The 16,757-nt window shown below is 52.2% G+C and carries 17 protein-coding genes and 1 pseudogene; 9 read left to right on the top strand and 9 right to left on the bottom strand.

The annotated features are described in order from the left end of the window. Positions 1–156: 156 nt before the first annotated feature. The 6 genes and pseudogenes from AC2FF7_RS21900 to AC2FF7_RS21875 form a co-directional block, all read right to left on the bottom strand. The gene (locus tag AC2FF7_RS21900; protein WP_496906336.1) at positions 157–915 is read right to left on the bottom strand and encodes a DUF4956 domain-containing protein; all 759 of its coding nucleotides are present in this window, start codon (positions 913–915) and stop codon (positions 157–159) included. A gap of 559 nt (positions 916–1,474) precedes the next feature. Further along, positions 1,475–1,816 (bottom strand): annotated as a pseudogene (locus AC2FF7_RS21895) (IS21 family transposase); the annotation flags it as partial. Between the two features lie 394 nt (positions 1,817–2,210). Further along, the gene (locus tag AC2FF7_RS21890; RefSeq protein ID WP_496906335.1) at positions 2,211–3,434 is read right to left on the bottom strand and encodes a carbohydrate porin; all 1,224 of its coding nucleotides are present in this window, start codon (positions 3,432–3,434) and stop codon (positions 2,211–2,213) included. A 62-nt stretch (positions 3,435–3,496) separates the two neighbouring features. Further along, a complete protein-coding gene (locus tag AC2FF7_RS21885) occupies positions 3,497–3,898 on the bottom strand; it encodes a hypothetical protein (RefSeq protein ID WP_321250547.1) in 402 nt (133 codons plus the stop codon). Positions 3,899–3,970: 72 nt separating this feature from the next. Further along, positions 3,971–5,362, bottom strand: coding sequence for a metal-dependent hydrolase family protein (locus AC2FF7_RS21880; RefSeq protein ID WP_496906334.1), 1,392 nt, complete (start codon positions 5,360–5,362; stop codon positions 3,971–3,973). A gap of 62 nt (positions 5,363–5,424) precedes the next feature. Then, the gene (locus tag AC2FF7_RS21875) at positions 5,425–6,816 is read right to left on the bottom strand and encodes a metal-dependent hydrolase family protein (protein WP_496906333.1); all 1,392 of its coding nucleotides are present in this window, start codon (positions 6,814–6,816) and stop codon (positions 5,425–5,427) included. Positions 6,817–6,996: 180 nt separating this feature from the next. Here AC2FF7_RS21875 and AC2FF7_RS21870 point away from each other — a divergent pair, with 180 nt between their 5' ends. Further along, positions 6,997–8,022, top strand: coding sequence for an AraC family transcriptional regulator (locus AC2FF7_RS21870; RefSeq protein ID WP_496906332.1), 1,026 nt, complete (start codon positions 6,997–6,999; stop codon positions 8,020–8,022). Between the two features lie 304 nt (positions 8,023–8,326). On the opposite strand, the gene AC2FF7_RS21865 is transcribed toward AC2FF7_RS21870, so the two are convergent. The 3 genes from AC2FF7_RS21865 to AC2FF7_RS21855 all read right to left on the bottom strand — a co-directional run bounded on the left by AC2FF7_RS21865 (position 8,327) and on the right by AC2FF7_RS21855 (position 10,245). Then, positions 8,327–8,500 (bottom strand): hypothetical protein, encoded by a 174-nt coding sequence (locus AC2FF7_RS21865; RefSeq protein WP_299641628.1) that lies wholly within the window; start codon positions 8,498–8,500, stop codon positions 8,327–8,329. A gap of 480 nt (positions 8,501–8,980) precedes the next feature. Beyond that, entirely contained in the window at positions 8,981–9,397 is a 417-nt protein-coding gene (locus tag AC2FF7_RS21860) for a cytochrome c (RefSeq protein WP_481668349.1), read from the bottom strand. Between the two features lie 419 nt (positions 9,398–9,816). Next, positions 9,817–10,245 carry a c-type cytochrome gene (locus tag AC2FF7_RS21855; RefSeq protein ID WP_299641624.1) on the bottom strand — a complete coding sequence of 143 codons (429 nt, stop codon included), beginning with the start codon at positions 10,243–10,245 and terminating at the stop codon, positions 9,817–9,819. A 230-nt stretch (positions 10,246–10,475) separates the two neighbouring features. On the opposite strand from AC2FF7_RS21855, the gene AC2FF7_RS21850 reads away from it, so the two are divergent. The 8 genes from AC2FF7_RS21850 to AC2FF7_RS21815 all read left to right on the top strand — a co-directional run. Beyond that, positions 10,476–11,024, top strand: a complete 549-nt coding sequence (locus tag AC2FF7_RS21850) for a DUF6512 family protein (protein WP_496906331.1) — start codon at positions 10,476–10,478, stop codon at positions 11,022–11,024. A gap of 104 nt (positions 11,025–11,128) precedes the next feature. Further along, positions 11,129–12,169, top strand: coding sequence for a PLP-dependent cysteine synthase family protein (locus tag AC2FF7_RS21845; protein WP_299641619.1), 1,041 nt, complete (start codon positions 11,129–11,131; stop codon positions 12,167–12,169). Between the two features lie 20 nt (positions 12,170–12,189). After that, a complete protein-coding gene (locus AC2FF7_RS21840) occupies positions 12,190–12,669 on the top strand; it encodes a hypothetical protein (RefSeq protein WP_299641617.1) in 480 nt (159 codons plus the stop codon). 247 nt (positions 12,670–12,916) lie between these two features. Further along, positions 12,917–13,219: a hypothetical protein gene (locus AC2FF7_RS21835; protein WP_353390970.1), complete on the top strand. Its 303-nt coding sequence runs from the start codon at positions 12,917–12,919 to the stop codon at positions 13,217–13,219. A 142-nt stretch (positions 13,220–13,361) separates the two neighbouring features. After that, complete coding sequence (locus AC2FF7_RS21830; protein ID WP_353390969.1) at positions 13,362–14,192, top strand: class I SAM-dependent methyltransferase; 831 nt, start codon at positions 13,362–13,364, stop codon at positions 14,190–14,192. 186 nt (positions 14,193–14,378) lie between these two features. After that, on the top strand, positions 14,379–15,254 hold the full coding sequence (locus AC2FF7_RS21825; protein ID WP_496906330.1) for an adenylate/guanylate cyclase domain-containing protein: 876 nt from the start codon (positions 14,379–14,381) through the stop codon (positions 15,252–15,254). Positions 15,255–15,311: 57 nt separating this feature from the next. After that, complete coding sequence (locus AC2FF7_RS21820; RefSeq protein WP_496906329.1) at positions 15,312–16,094, top strand: tetratricopeptide repeat protein; 783 nt, start codon at positions 15,312–15,314, stop codon at positions 16,092–16,094. A 313-nt stretch (positions 16,095–16,407) separates the two neighbouring features. After that, a partial coding sequence (locus tag AC2FF7_RS21815; RefSeq protein WP_496906328.1) for a hypothetical protein occupies positions 16,408–16,757 on the top strand: 350 nt, incomplete at its 3' end.

The following is a 16,757-nucleotide window of genomic DNA, read 5'->3' as shown; positions in this document are numbered from 1 at the left end:
CACAGTTTCACTCATGTAACGTTCCAGCCAAACGGAGAATTTGGGATTGCGGTGTATCGAGGGCCTGATTTCGAAAGATCGGTAAACTTCAAGTCGCTCCCGAAAGAGATCAGATCCCCGAATGCGGTGTTGAAGCGCTTAGACCTTGTGAAATGACTAGAGGTTGAGTTTCAGTTCGACTTTTTCAGGGACCAGATCGTTTACCATCTCTTCGATCCGAGCTTCTGAAAGTCCTCCTGAGGTGATGAAAAGCAATGAAACGCGAGATTTTCCGGGGACGTGGTGTTTTCTGACCAACTTCCAGCCAGCGTCTGCGGCCATGGCTTCAATGGCTCCGGTGACTTTCAATGAGTGCTCTTCGTCCGAAGCTTTGAGCGAAATTTCCACACCCTTGTTTCGCCCTCCGAGCCAAATGAAACACCAACAAACAACCGCCACTAGTGTGGCCATCAGCGGCAAGCCCAAACCGACCGCAAGACCAAGAACAGTCACGATTATCATTTCGACAGTGTCCACCGGATCATCGAGATTGGAGCGGAACCTGAGCAACGCTCCGATACCAAATATGACAAAACCGATCATTGACCCGTGCTGAACCACCAGGAAACCAACCGCCATGCCGATAAGCGCATACAGGAAGAAAAGCCTTGGCATAACTATGTCGCGGACGCTTCTACGGGCTTTACGTCTCACCGGATGATAGACGATCAAGCCAGCCAGAATGATCGTGACGATCACATCGAGAGTAAAGAAATACAGTTCCTGTTTGCCACGAAACTGCGTCCACCGGCGTTCGATAACGATTTCCGACCCCGAAGCCCCGGCCAGCATCGTCGCAGGGTCGACTTGTGACACCGCAGCACCTGGCAACAGCAGCATCAACAACACGGTCACAAATGTGAGGGTCGTATTCAACTTGTCTTCCTTCCTGCTCACGCCAAAGGCTTACGCTTAACCAAAGGCACATCATGCCCTATTCAATTCAATCGCAACAGGCGGGATCAGGTAAAGAGATTACAGTGCATTCTTCGGACATCGTATCCGGACTGTGATACGAACGCTGATACAGGGATGTGGTCCAAACGCGAGAGAATCCAATGACAGAACACAAGCTGCTTCGGTCGAAACTTGGGTTTTCACGGTGCTTCCCCAAGCTTGGAACACTAGCTTCTTTTGCAAGCGCGACTGTTGCATTTCTGGCATGGATCGAGCTTGCCCACGCCGAGAGTCCCGGTTTGACTCTCATCGACTCCTTCAAGGTGGCGGATAAATCGGAAGGCTTCTCGGAGCCTTCCGGATTGTCTCTGTCCAACGCGGAAGGCTTCTTATGGTCAGTAAGCGACGCTGAACCTAAACTGCACCTACTTGGAATCGACGGGGCATTAGGAAACTCATTCAAGCTGCCTTCATTGGCGGGATCAGATCTGGAGGGCGTCGCATCACGAAAAGATGGGTCTGTTTTAGTACTCCAGGAAACTGATCGATCAATTCTAGTCCTTGTCCGCACATAGTCTTTGACAATTGTGTATCCGCCATCAAATCCACATTCATTGCGTAGCCGCTCAAAGATGCGTTTGGCCGTATGCCGCTGTTTGCGTGGTCGTGCTTTATCTTCGACAAGCCATTCATCAATCTGTCCAACATAGGGATCAAGCTTAGGCCGCTTGATCGGCGCTGTCCGCCGATATCCAGGCGGTTCAGAATACGCCAACATCTTCGCAACACTGTCCCGGCTGATCCCGAAATCCCGAGCAATCTGGCGCCCGCTCAACCCTTCCTCAAAGTGAGCGTGGCGAACCTTCAAATACAAATCCACGGTGAATATCCCCAAGCCCTCCCGAATATCGAAAGGGCAAAAGTGGCCGACTTTTACGCCGCCCGCGACGACACAACGCCGCCGCTACCGTGGCCGAGTATTGCTCCGCCGTTCACAATGAGCGCTGATGAGTGGAACAAACTCGCCCCAAAGCAGGTCTAACAAGGGTTAGTTCCGGCTGTTTTCTGAAATGCGCGCGATAGGCCGCAGTCAGCCCAAACCGGACATTCGAAACTAGACTTTGCAATTTTCGAGATGCGGAGATTTCGTACTGTTCTGCTTGCTACGGCCGAGCCTACGATTGCCCTAATAGTTGGGGGCGACCCACTCACTTGCCGCCCCCGCCCGTTCCGGCCAAAATGAAGCCCGAACGGAATTTGCTACCCGGCATGCATCAAAGATTGACCCTCAGTCTCAGTCCCAAGACCAGCGGGTCGTTCGAGTTTGATCCGGGATTTTTCAGGTATTGCACGTCTGCCGTCAGTGCCAGATTGTCGGCCAGGTCCAAACGGTAGAAAGCTTCAAGTGTCGTTTGATTGGGCAATCCTGGTGTCGTCAGGTCGGCAACAGTGGCCGCTATGCCAAGGAGATCATCGTAGGCGCCAGGTCGCCACATCAAGCCTGCGTTGACTGCACGCCTGGCCAGCGCACCCCCGCCATTCGACCATCCCAGTCGTCCGAAGATCATCAGTTGGTTGTCGAATGTATGGTTGGCAGAAAGTGTGGCTCCATATGTTTCCGGTACGCCAACTTGTCGGCGCGCATCCGTGTGAAACATCCCCAGATGAACGTTTGTCAGAAATCGTTTTGATTTTTCGGGCGTCCAGCCGATCTCGGCGTATTTGTAGAATTCGCTACCCCCGGAAAACCACTCGATGTCTGTGAGAGACCCATTGGCATCGCTGACCACCCCTAACGCGTAAATCTGATCCGTCAGATAGCCGCCGACCGTGACACCAAAGCCGGGATCGGGGATTGGCAGCACCGGGCTAAACAGGATTGAATAGTTCGAAAAGGTCGTTCGTGGGTTCACGTAACCCAGAATGTCAGAGTAGTCGCCCGGATCGATCCGACCCGCCACCACTCCTCCGCGTCCGTTTGCGAAGGCTTGTTGCCAGTAAGCTACCGACAAGGTCGTGTTTGTGTCCCCAAACGTGACCGCAGTTGCCCCTTGATATCCAATTTGCGCAGGCAGTGCGGAGGGTGCAATGGACTGGCCCAACCGGTGTCGGTTCTCCAGAATAAAGACAAGGCTACCCGGGTTTTCACCACCCCGGTTTGCCAATTCCCACGTCCCGATCATCCTGAGCTGACCGGATGCAGATTCGTCTTGCCCGGTCAGGCTGTGAGAACTGCGCTGGTATAGCGCCTGATAGTCGAAGCTGAGGGCTAATCCGGTGTTTTCCCGAAATCGACCCAAAGCGTTCTCGGCTGGATCAATGGCACGGTCCAAACCGGGCCAACGCGAATCTTCCAGCCGGCGCAACCTGTCTTGCTCCTGCTGCGCGCTGGCTGATCCCGGACCACCCAACGATACCTGGGCTGCGGCCTCCAGTTTGGCCTGACCAGAATTTTCTAGGGCATCAGCAGCACCGGCAAATAATGAAAAAGCGCTCAATATTGCAATGGCAAGGGTCGGTCGTGGTGGAAAGTACGATCTCTGGTGCGACAAAGCTCCAATCACTTTACATCATCCACAGCTTTGATTTCGGAAACACGTTCCAGCGCCACAGCCATGTCCGAGCTGCTCATCAATTCGATCATCTGGTAGTCATCCAACAAGCCGTCGCCGAGGCGGCTGACATAGAAGGCCTGGATAAAGGTTGGATCGTCTGGCAGGGAAACGGTGATGTAGTTCTTCCCGTTTCCAAGCCCCCAGTAATAGCTCAAAAGCTCTCCGCCGAGCGCTTCGATCCCGCCCTTCACCGAGTCTGCGCGATCCCCCGGATTGGCGATCTGCATTTCCCAAGCGGTGCTATTGGACGTGCCAATGAACAAAAACGTACGCATGCTTTCGGCGTCTTCAGCTGCGGCAATTGAACCGCAGATCGCCATAAAGACGCCAAGGCTGAGATGTTTCACAGTCTTTCCTTTCAGGGAAGGTTTCTTGGCTGAAGTGTGGGGTTATCAAAGATAGACTACCCCACTTTCCTTTTATTCCAGCGTATTCTTGTAGAATTTGCCGTCCTTCATGATGACACGGATGGTGTCGAAACCTTCTTCACGCGGTTCCGCGTCAAACCATTTCGGTTGGGCCCCCAAGACAGAAAGATCTTCCAGCGGGTTGCCATCGACGATCAGGATATCGGCGTAGGCTCCTGCTTGGATCACCCACAACTGCTCCGGATAAGGATTACGTTGGCCAGTCAGCTGCGCCAGTTCGCCCGCGGTCGACGTAGCGGAGACCAGCATGGCATGATTGCCGAACCAATCAGCAAACTGGTACTTTTCGAAGTCGCGATGGGCACGGCCTTGATCGAGCGTTGACAGTACTGTATCAACGTTGTGCACGACCTTGGGTTTGTATTTCTTGACAAGCGCGATGAGATCCTTGCTTTGGTCATGTGCAACCGCAAGCTTGATGCCTGCCGGCGTACCCGGCGCAAAGTTGGGGTGCTCAAACAGGATCGGTGAGAACCCGGCGGTGTTGAGGGACCAGAATATTCCTTCATCAGCCATTCGTTTCACAGTTTCTTCTGTGACCATCTGGCCGTGTTCAATAACCTTGACGCCCGCATCCAGTGCCATTTGGACAGTTTCGTCTGTGTATGCATGCGTAAAGGCGTAAGTATCAAAAAAGGCTGCGACCTCTACGGCCGCCCTGATCTCTTCCACGCCGTATCCAACAGACCAAAGCGGGTCTAATTCCGAGGAAACACCGCCGCCGACGGTTAGTTTGATTTGCGTGGCCCCATAGCTGAGGTTCCGGCGCGCGGCCGTTCTGATTTCGTCTACGCCGTCTGCAACGACCGCGAGATTGAGTTCTTCCACCTGTGCGACGGGGCCACCTTCAGCCCGGGCACGAGGGCTGCGCCAGTCCGTGTGACCAGATTGTGGGCCGATGCACGCGCCGCTCGGGTAAATCCGTGGCCCTACAAGGATATTCTGATCGATCAGCTTTTTCATCGCATCGCCTTGGCCACAGGCATCGCGAACCGTTGTGTACCCATCCATAAGGTAATCACGCGCGTTTGCGACCGCCATCGCGCCAACGCCGTCCCAATTCGCATATTCCGCGCCACCAAAGCCTGTGAACAGACCGGTCAGGTTCAGGTGGACGTGGCTGTCGATCAGCCCCGGCATCAATGTGCGACCACCTCCATCCACAACCGTCGCGTCAGGCGCGTCGATTGCCTCGGTGGATACTTCTTTGATCAAGTTGCCTTCAACCAGAACGCTGGCGTTCTCGATCCGCGCCTCATTTACTCCGTCAAAGATATGGACGTTGGTGAACAGCGTTTGCGGTAGGGTATCCTGTGCAAACGCGGCAGTGGCCGTGCAAAAAACCAGGCTCGCGACGGCAGCCGGCTTTGTCGAAATACTCATGTCCTTCTCTCCCTTAAAATTTAGTGCGCGGGGTGCCGAGGTAAGTTCACCCCACGCGACACTCAGTCGAGTGTGTTCTTGTAGATCACCCCATCTTTCATGATGATCTTTAGATTGGTGTCGGGATCGGACAGCAGCAGGATGTCCTCCAGCGGGTTCCCATCGACCAATAGAAGATCGGCGTATGCACCCTCTTCGACCACACCCAGCGGGCCGTCCTGATAAGGATTGTTCAAACCTGTAAGACGGTTCATGCGCGCGCCGTTTGAAGTTGCGATGCGTAAAATGTCGAAGGGTGTGAAATTCGCTTCAAGCAGATATTTAAACTCGTCGCTCATCTTCTTGTCCTGCTCTAGCGTTTGATCCCAGTTGTTGATGAGGTCAGTGCCCAGGGTATAGAGGTCGATCATGCCTGGCGTGGTTTGAATTACTTCAATCATGTTGGCCGCGGCATCCCGCACCGTCTTCCACTTCGCAAACGACGCTGGTGTATAAAATGCTTCAGCCTGCTCGGTGGAGACCGAGTAGACCGGAGCCACGGCGGTCGCAAACATGATCTGTTTTTGAACCATGACCTCGGCCACTTCTGGAGTCAGAAACGGGATGTGTTCGACGGTCTTCGCGCCATTGTCGATACAGTTTCGGATCGCCTGTTCAGTGAACACATGGCAGGTTACATAAGTGCCCCACTGTTCGGCGGTTTTGACTGCCATCTGGATTTCATCGGCTTGGTACTGAAGCGTATGCAGGGGGTCGAACTCGGACGTAACACCGCCGCTGACCATAATTTTGATCTGGGTTGCCCCGCGGCGCAGGTTCTCGCGTACAGCCATCCGGATCTGATCCGGCCCATCGGCTATAAAGCTCATTTCACTTTCGACCCAATGTGATGGTCCTTGCCCAGACAGTGTGGGATGCCGGTCGTTCAGTTTACGGAAGTCCGCGTGCCCGGATGTCTGGGTGATGAAGGCTTCAGAGGAGTAAATGCGCGGCCCGGGAAACATGCCGGAATCTATAATGCGAGCGATGGACTTTGCTGGTCCGCCTAGGTCCCGGACAGTGGTGAACCCATTCATCAGGATGCGTTCAGACCGAATTGTCGCGACGCCGCCAAGATGAAATGGTGTGATATTCTGGCGCAAACCATCGCTGAGAGGGTTGAACACGGTAAGATGCACGTGTTGATCATGCATTCCGGGCATCAGTGTGCGCCCACCGCCGTCGATGATTTGCGCATTGGCGACGGCAAGCGGCTCAGTCGAGACCTCGGCGATCAGGTTATCGACGACCAAAACATTTGCGTTCTCGATCCGCGCCTCGTTCACCCCGTCAAAGACATGAACATTTGTGAAAAGGATCGGGAAACTTTCTTCCTGTGAAGCGGCATGAGTTGGAAACAGATGGCTCGCAGCCAGTACTGCGGGCACAAGTATGCGCATCAGACATCCGTTCATCAGGGCTCCTATCATCAAGAATCGCAAAAGGCACAATTAGGAGTCATTATAGAATTCGAATAACTTGATGCCTGACAGATTTCCGGTTCTAGAAAAATAGTTTTGGGAAACTGCACGGTTTCATAATTTTTTTGTGGGAATTTCCTACACTCGGGAATATTGCGAATTTCTGGAGAAGAGATGACAAAAAGACTTGGTAATAACACGGATCAGTCGCTGCCACTCGTCAGGGCTTCAGTTGCGGGTCCGGTTGTCGCAGCGCTTCGCAGCGTGGGGGTCGAACCCGCGTTTGTTCTTGATCCTCTGGGGTTGAACGAAGCGCAGGTAATGGACCCGAAGAATTTCCTGCGCCACGATACCGTCTACCAGATCTATCAGGCCGTGGCAGAAGCCACTTCACCGGATTTTTGCGCACGGGTCGGGCAATCCGTTGACCTTGTCAAATTTATCCCGCTTGGCGATATGCTGGCAGAAGCCCTTACATTGGGAGACTTTTTTACCAGGTTCACACAAGCGGTTTCCAAGGAATCCAATGCCGTTACGCAATCCCTCTTTGTTGAAGGAGAGCACGCATATTTCAGTGCCAAAAGGAACTTCCAAATTTCGGTTTCTCCCAGCCAAACCGATGCGTTTCTGACGAGTATATGGATATCCCTGTTGCACCGTGTCCTGGATTTCAGGTGGGACCCCAACCAAGTCATTCTTCGCGTCAATGACCCGGATGCGCTGCCCAGTCATTTTCACGGCATTCGGGCAATCAAGTGCAATCCTCAAGGTTTTTCGATCAGGTTTCCCTCCAGCTGGTTAAGTTACAGACTACGAGCAGAGGCACTGGAAAACCCACCAGACTACAGGGTGATGGATGAGGACCTGGCCGCCCCGCAGGATTTCCTTGCGGGACTGGAAGGCCTGATCAGGGCCCATCTTGCGGATTCAGGATTTGGTGTGGATGAGCTTGCGGACCTTTGCGGATTTCATCAGGAAACACTGAACAACCGATTGGAACCCTACGGTCAAACGGCGTCCCGAGTGATCGCGCGCATTAAGCAGGAAGAAGCCGAACGCCTGCTAGCAAATGACAATAAATCCGTCGGCGAGACAGCGCAACGGCTTGGCTATGCCGACCCAACAGCTTTCTCTAGAGCTTTCCGTAAATGGACGGGCCTATCTCCAGCAGCCTACAAGAAATCAAACCGGAAGGACTAGCATTGCTCCTGAACATCGCCATCGGTCTTCTATCTGCATTTTTTCTCTTTGCTTCATCCTTCAAAGCTGTAGGTGCGCTCATAACGCTGCATTCCCAACATTGATTTCATTGAAGAAAATCTTGGAAGCTTGCCCATAACTCTGCGCGGTATTTGCGCATAACTTTGCACGATTTGCCCATAAGTTTGCGCGTTTCAAGGTACGCGCCCAATTTAAAATAGTATCTGCATGGATTCTACAACTTTAAAGCACTGTACTTCAATCATAAGTGCATTTTGATTGGCAGCCTTCAACCTTTGACCGATCAAAGTGGTTCACTCGCACGCTGGCGATAGACCGCCAGAACGAACTTCAGCGGCTGGAGCTTGAGTTCTGCGGCAGAGCCTTTGAAACCAATAACAGCCCGCAGGAAATTGCGATGGGTTGGTTCAACACTCATCTGGCCGGACATCAATACCAAGGTATGATATAGTTCCATTATGAGCACCGAAACCTTAATCAGCCTTATCCTGTCATTTGTTCTCACCAGCCTATGTATTTGGTTGGTGCGTCGCGTCGTAAAACACAGCGGTCGAGACAGAACAGTAGACCCAGAGGCCGTGAAAGAACTAATGCGCACCATCGACTGGTCGCAGCTCGATAGAGTATTGGATCGGCCCCGGTGACAAGTGGCCCAACGGGGAATGCTCTTAGCGAGTGCCTCAGGGATCGCTTGGCTTTGAAATGATCTTGCGCAAATTTGAAAACCGCCCACGAACAATGAAAATAATATGTTGAATCGTTGCGCTTATCTGACAGTCACCCCGATAGATTCGGATGTCGACAACCATCGTTAAGAGCATTGGTGTAGTCCGCCTTGGACTTTGAGCGGCTATCCGTTGAATCTTGCTAATTACGGCACCCGCCCAACGCAGCACAGTGCAGCGCTCTTTAGCGTACTCAGCTGCTGATCAGAACTTCACGGAACATAACGTTCCGGCTTCGGAGACTGAATACTCTCCAAATACTCAGCAATTTCGATAAGTCCGGAAGGGATACGCGTAACCAAACCGTTGCCCGTATCGAATTCGACAGCAGGGCCGTCATTCAATTCGGTGATTATCGGCATGTCATCGCGAGGTTCTTGAACTTTCAAATAACCGTCCAAGATCGACATGACCTCCAACATGGGCCACACACCCCCTCTGCGTTCGGAAATCTTTGTTAAATCAGCAGGCACTGTTTTCAAATCAGTGGCGTCAGGCCCATTTCCTGTCGCATCGACTCCGTGACACCTGGTGCAATGCTCGAAAAAAAGGTCTTTCCCAAAGTCCAAAAACTCGTCGGCCGCAGATATCGTTGGAACCGAAGAAATTACTATGCTTGCAACGATCATAAAGTACCTCATAAGTTGGAGGTCCTTTGCCAAACGAGAGTTTATTACAACAGAAATGGACCGACATCTTCCCCCGGTCAACGTCGGTCCTTTACCATATAACACTTGCTATCCTATGGCCCAAAACCGATTGATGGGGACAGGCAGCAACGAGCTCAGAACAGCTTCACCATTTAACATTCGAAATTTAGCATGTGAAAGCGCTCGGCTCTTTGACATAAATCATATGTCACTTCGCAGTCTGCCAGAATTGGACTCGACACGCCAATTCGGCCAAATGATTTTGAATGACTGCTTACGCCTAGCAGAGCACGGCGCTTCACAATGCTAGGCCTGGAATTGTCACCGGGTCAAAAAAAGGTGCAGGTCCAGAACACCGGCAAACGATCAATTGCTGACCTAGCGCCAAAAACACTAATCTACTGTTGGATGCTTTCTAAGAAAAACAATAACCCTGCTAACTCGCGCGGTGTGGGCGTCAAGACACCCTCGATTTCAACCGGAACCAGGTCTTCCGCCATTTCCCCGCCAAATTCCGGCATAACCCGAGCAAGATGGCTGTTTCCTGGGTCGCCATAGATGTAGCTTAGGGCCCGTGCTTGAGGGAAAGTGCCTCCGTTCTTCGCGCTCAATGTTGTCAAATCTGTTGGCGCAACGGAAAGACCGCTGCTTGCCGGGCCACCGCCTCTGCCATCCACACCATGACAAGAACTACAGTTTTCTGAGAAAAAGGCTGCCCCATCAGCGCGAGTGGGCATGACGTCGGCGTCAGGATACAGATCTGTACACGACGCTGTGGCCAGAGCAATAAATCCAACCGATAATATTTCCCACCTTTTATCGTGCATGCTCAACCCCGGATTTTAATCCAGCCTACGGTCTATTGTAGCACCTGGCAATGACAGCAACTGGGGTTAAAAATCAGGAAGGGTCAACTTTACAGACTCTTACAAGAACTTGGACATTGCCGCTCACCAAGGGGGGGTGAAAGCTATTTCTAGACCTTCTATGTCTGCGGGCATTTCACTTTTGAGAATCTAAGCAGAGTATTCGACAATCAGGATTGGGAGATCCAAACATGCCGGAAGCTTCGTCCCGAATAGTTTGGCTCGAAGCGATAGGGGCGATCCTAATGATCCTACTTGGGTCCGGGCTGCACTTTGCATTTGTTTTGCTTGGAAGTTGGACGCCAATGGCGCTTGTGGCAGCTGTCAACGAGTCAATTCGGGAACACTTAAAGCTGGCTTTTTGGCCAGGCTTGTTTTGGGCCTGCCTAATGCCGCTTCCACCCCGACTTACAAGAAGGGACGTATTTAGTGCTAAAGGAGTTAGCCTCGCAATTACTGCTATTTTAATTGTAATAGTATTCACAGCATACACAGCGATATTTGAGCGCAACTTTTTGTTGATTGATATTGGAATATTTGTTGCAGCAATTTGCATCGGCCAGATCGTGTCAATTCTGCTGCTTGCTTACGAAGATCAAATACCTGCACTCATTCATGTATTCGGCCTGGTTCTCCTTGGGGTTCAAGTCGTCGCCTTCAGTACCCTAACATTTTTCCCTCTTAATCACTGGCTGTTCATTGAAGCACAATCTGGCACGATAGGTATTCCTGCCCGTTAGATGGACAGTCGGTCCTATTGGTGACGCATGCTTGCATCCCCATGAATTTCAAAGACGATTTTCCCAAGCTTGACGGGCCCTAAACAGGGCGTTTGAGTAGAGGCATGGACCGTTGGATTTCGGATTCGATTGCCAAGATCAATGCAGATGCTCACCGCTCTGCCGATACGCACCTTTTCAAGCTTCCCGTCCGGGGGCTGAAGGGCGTAGACATCTATCTCAAGGATGAAAGTACACATCCCACTGGCAGCCTCAAGCACAGGCTGGCACGCTCGCTTTTCCTTTATGCGCTTGTAAACGGGAAAATATGGGAAGAGACACGTGTAATCGAAGCCTCGTCTGGCAGCACCGCCGTTTCAGAAGCTTACTTCGCCCGTATGATCGGAGTGCCTTTTACCGCGGTTCTCCCAAAATCTACCGCCAAGAGCAAAATCGACCTAATCCGGTTCCAAGGTGGGGAAATCCACTTCGTCGATGCGGCGCCGGACATGCACCAGGCCTCGGTTGAACTGGCAGCTGAAGTCGGTGGCTACTTCATGGATCAGTTTACGTACGCCGAGCGGGCGACGGATTGGAGAGGAAACAACAACATTGCAGAAAGCCTTTTTCGCCAGATGGAACGAGAGCCACATCCAATTCCATCGGTTATTGTGATGAGCGCGGGCACTGGCGGAACTTCAGCAACGCTGGGGCGGTACATTCGCTACAAGGGCTTTAAAAGTGAGTTGGTTGTTGTGGACCCCGAAAACTCAGTGTTTTTTGAAAGCTTTCGAACTGGAGACAGGACCCTGACCCGCCCCTGTTCAAGTCGTATTGAAGGTATCGGACGTCCCAAGGTAGAGAAGTCATTTTTGGCAGATGTAATCGACCGTATGATCCAAGTGCCCGATGCGGCAAGCATTGCGACTATGCTCTGGCTTGAAGATCGGATCAGGCGGCGGGCAGGCCCATCAACAGGCACAAACCTTTGGGGGGCTTTGCAAATTGCGCAAGAGATGGAGGCTGCCGGACGATCTGGCTCCATTGTCACTATTCTTTGTGACGACGGAAATCGTTATCTCGACACCTACTACGATCCGGAATGGGTGATGGAAAACTTCGGCGAAACCACCTCTTACGATGCTATTTTGGCGGGATATCACTGAATTCAAACGAAGAGGACAGCATGAAAAGGGTGAAATTTGTATTTGCAACGCTTCTGGCATCAATGGTCGCCGTGATGCTTTGCGCCACAACAGTTTTGGCCTCCTCTCAGGAAGCACAACGGATCATCGAAAGCGCAGCTGCTGATTGCAAAGACTTCGAGAATGGAGAGTTTGATCAGGGTGACGCTGTGACCGAGATCGAGCTGCGCTCCCAGTTTGGCACGGTTAAGGCTGAACTCGTAGATGAAAGCCAGTATTCCTGTTCTTCTGCTGCCTCTATGTACTGCGGAACAGGGGGGTGCATGCTCAATCTTATCGTCGACGGTGAGATCATGTCGTGGCAGGTAACGGGTTGGCGTCTTTTTGACTGGGGGCCTGACCGTATACTGCTTATTGGACGAGACGGTGGTTGGTGCGGAGGCGCAGGAGCCGAGGTTTGTTACGAGGCGCTAGTTTGGAGCAATGGGAAGATTTTAACCGTTGGTTCGGCGCCAGAGTAAGCCCGCGCAGCGCTAGCGGTTGTTTTACGCGCCTGGCCTAATGGCCCAGAACTTTTGGATCGAGCTTTATCTGTTCGACGGCGATTACCCAAAGTTTCGATTTATGACCGAAACAAAAACTTTGTCGCGAGGGCGATGGCGGACATAAAGATGATAAAGCACCTGTCATAACGGGCCGCGACCCCTGAACTGGTCACATCAGGTTTTGGACGCATCTCCAATCAACCTTTCGACGGCTCCACCTGCCGTGGATGTTGCAAGCCAGGTTTTGGGCATCATCGACCAATGCCCGGCGGGTTGGATCTATTCAGATTCTTCTTCAACGTCAGGACTACTGGAGCGCTTGCTGGCAGAAGCAGATGTTGAATACGTTCAAAAAGTCGATGTGCTCCGTGCGGACCAGATCATACAGGATGATGCATCTCGTCGAGCGATGAAACAGCAGCTGAATTCACACAAGCGGTCCAGTGACGATCCGCTCGATGAGGTGGAGCGGTTGTGGACCTGCTACCAAGCAGCGAAGGCCTCGAAGGAAGGAGATGAGCGATGATTTTGGCGGACGATGCCTGGCGTAGATAGTCAGCCCTAGACAGACATTCGCAACTGGACTTTTCAAATCCGGATAAGCGGACGGAGCTGACATTCAAGATCACCGTGTCTACCATAGAGGCATAAGTTAGGGAGGCTTCAACATGACCGATCCCAATAAAGTCGCGCACCACTACCACTCTGGTCACTTGCTAAAGCGAATTTCTGATGGTTGCGCAGCACTGGACTTGACCCCACCGATTTCTCGCGACGCTTTGGCGCCGGTTGACGAGTTTCACATTGGCGGACGCCTTGCGACCGAACCTTTTGTGAAGGCTTTAGACCTTTCGCCCCAAAGTCGGGTTGTCGATTTTGGATGTGGCCTCGGTGGTCCTGCCCGCTATGTAGCAGCGGCCACTGGGGCTCATGTGACCGGCATCGATTTAACCGCCGAGTTTGTGGAAACAGGACGCGCCCTTACAGAATGGACGGGCATGTCGGATCGGGTTCAACTCATCGAAGGAAGCGTACTTGATCTGCCGTTAGAATCTGACTCGATGGACGCTGCTTACATGATCCACGTCGGCATGAACATTGCGGACAAAGTTGGCATCGCGCGGGAGGCAATGCGTGTGCTTAAACCAGGGGGTATTTTTGCGATTTACGATGTGATGCAAGTCGGCGAGGGCAATATGGATTATCCAGCGCCTTGGGCTTCGACTTCGGATCAGAGTGCGCTTGCACCACCAGAGACATATGAGGCGGCTTTGAAGTCCGTTGGTTTCGAATTGACCGATAGGATCGACCGCACCGTGTTTGCCAAACAATTCTTTGAAGATTTGGCGGCTGCGCAAAGCCGTGCGGATGGTCCTCCACATCTTGGCCTGCATCTGATCATGGGCGACGACACAGCGCTAAAGGTCCAAAACATGGTGCGAAACATAGAAGGCGGATTGATAGCCCCGATTGAGATCCACGCCCGTCTGCCCATCTAACTTTGCGTCCGCACTGGGCTCGAATTAATCATTCTCTGCGGTGTGCGGATGGGCCGATGGCAGCCCGAAGCAGACAATCACAGTCACGCTTTTCAGTTTTGCACCAAGCCATTCAATAGGACATGCGCGACGTTCAGGAAATCATGTGGTCTTTTCCAAGCAGCGTAATTTGCGCTACCAATAGACATGAATGGAGACCGCAGACTTTCCGCAGTACTCTCGGCCGATGTAGTAAACTACTCAGGCCAGATTAAGGCAGATGAAAATAGGACTCTCGGCGAACTTCGTGTTCTACGTCGAGAGTTATTTGATCCTTTGGTTAGCGATCATCGCGGTAATGTCGTTAAGAGGATGGGTGATGGATGGATAGTCGAGTTTAACTCGGTATCTGATGCAGTACGATGCGCCCTTGATCTTCAAAGCCAGGTGTTAACTCAGTCCTCATTGAAACTACGAGTGGGTGTGCATCTTGGAGATGTCGTATTCGACGAAGATGACATTTTCGGCGATGGCATCAATCTATCCGCACGTCTACAAGAGGCTTCCAACGAAGGGGCTGTGTTAATTTCAGATGTCGTCCATCGCAGCCTTGACGAGCGCCTCGCTGAGCAATTTTATCGCGCTGGAGAGCGACAGTTTAAGAACGCGCCGTCACCAATAGAAGTTTTCCAATGGTCGCCGCCAGGTTCTGCCCCACCGCGAGTAACTCCGGCTAGCCATACAAAGTCTCTGCTAATCGGCGTCTTACCTTTCGATAATCTTTCTTCTGACCCCGATCAGGAGTTTTTTGCAGATGGAATTACCGAAGAGATCATCACCACTTTATCAAAACTCCCGAATTTACTGGTCGTCGCGCGTAACTCTACATTCGTCTACAAAGGTCGCTCCGTTGACGTGAAACAGGTCGGTCTGGAGCAGGGTGTCGATCTTGTTCTTGAGGGAAGTGTCCGTCAAAGCGGTAACCGGGTGAGGATCACAGCACAGCTAATCGATGCAAAGTCCGGCATGCATATTTGGGCAGACCGCTATGATCGCCTCATTGAAGATGTATTCGAAGTTTAGGATGAAATCGCACTTAGGATTGCAACCGAGCTTCAAGTCGAACTGTTGGCGGGAGAAATGGCTCGTTTCAGAGGATCCGGCACGAAAAACCTAGGCGCGTGGACCGCTCAACTAAAGGCCGTGGAGGCTTCGCGCAGAATTGCTAGGGAAGCTCAGGCCGACGCTCGCCGATTTGCACAACAGGCAATTGCACTCGACACGGGTTACTCGGCTCCGTATTGTACTTTGGGATTCATTTGCACTGTCGAAGCACGACATGGATTTGTTGCTGACCGGCGTGCCGCGCTAGCGGAGGCTCGTGACTGCGCTCAGTGGGCTCTGGAAATAGACAGCTACAACCCAGAGGCTCACGCTATTGCGGGTTTTGCAGATGCAATCGATGGCAAGCTGGTTTCGGCTATCGATAAGTTCAACGAGGCACTAGCGCTAAATCCAAACCACGCTGACGTGGCTGCCAGACTGTCAATCACCCTAGCTTTCAATGGCCAGGCAAATGAAGCGATCCAAGTCGCACAACAAGCCATTACCCTGAACCCTCACTATCCAGGTTGGTATGCAGGCGTTCTGGGTTTAGCCCTTCGACTTGACGGTCAATACGAGGAAGCCAAGAAAGCATTCACCGAATATGGTCAAAGGGTTGAAGGCTTTGGTCACCTCGACCTCGTAATCGTCCATGTAGAGACAGAAAACCTTGAGGCCGCTCGCGATGAAGCACGGAATGTGATGAAATACCGCCCTCAGTTTTCCATATCGGACTGGGCGAAAACTCAACTTTTCTCTGACAGAAAAAGGCTGGAGAAAGACTGTGCGTCTTTGCGACTAGCCGGTTTGCCTGAATAAGAGCAGGGTTTCGCTGTAGCAGGTTGGTTTGTGATGGAAACCGATCTCACACATTTCCGATTTGGGTTCGTGATGGCCTTGCGCTTCTAGGTGCCTTGGCGGTGGGCCGCAGCCCAAACCGGATACTCACAAATGGGCCCAGCAATTTCCCAGTTGCAGAGGAAAGCTGCCCTTCGCGGTTAAACAAACCAAGCCGAAAATTTTGGCCGATTATCCCTAGGAATTTGAGGCCTAATTTATTTGATCACGCGGGCTTTATCAGTTTTTCCAGATATTCTCGAGTGTCGGCGTCCCACGAGCTGGGGTCCTCTCCATGGGCGACCACCGCGTGCAGTTCCTTTACTATCATTTCTCCAGATATTTCGACACGACTGTCAAAGTTCCAGTCGCCGTTTGGCGTAGCATGGACGCCCAGGCGCATTTTTCCGAGGTCGCAGAGCCTGGCCTTGCGATTTCTGGCGGCTCTCATGGCGGGCGCATGAACCATGAAGGCTGGCGGGTCTTCGCAGCTGCGGATGCCGACCCGAACTCATACCAACCGACAGATGATCTGTTCACATCGGATCGAACGCAAATATACGGCGTGCTGCTTGATAGCCCTGGGCATCGATACGGCTCGGAAATCAACGGCACCCGTAAATCTGGTTGGGGGAAAGGTCAGAA

This window comes from Ruegeria sp. YTSC325 (assembly GCF_059609525.1).
This window is presented reverse-complemented; position numbering and strand designations above follow the sequence as displayed.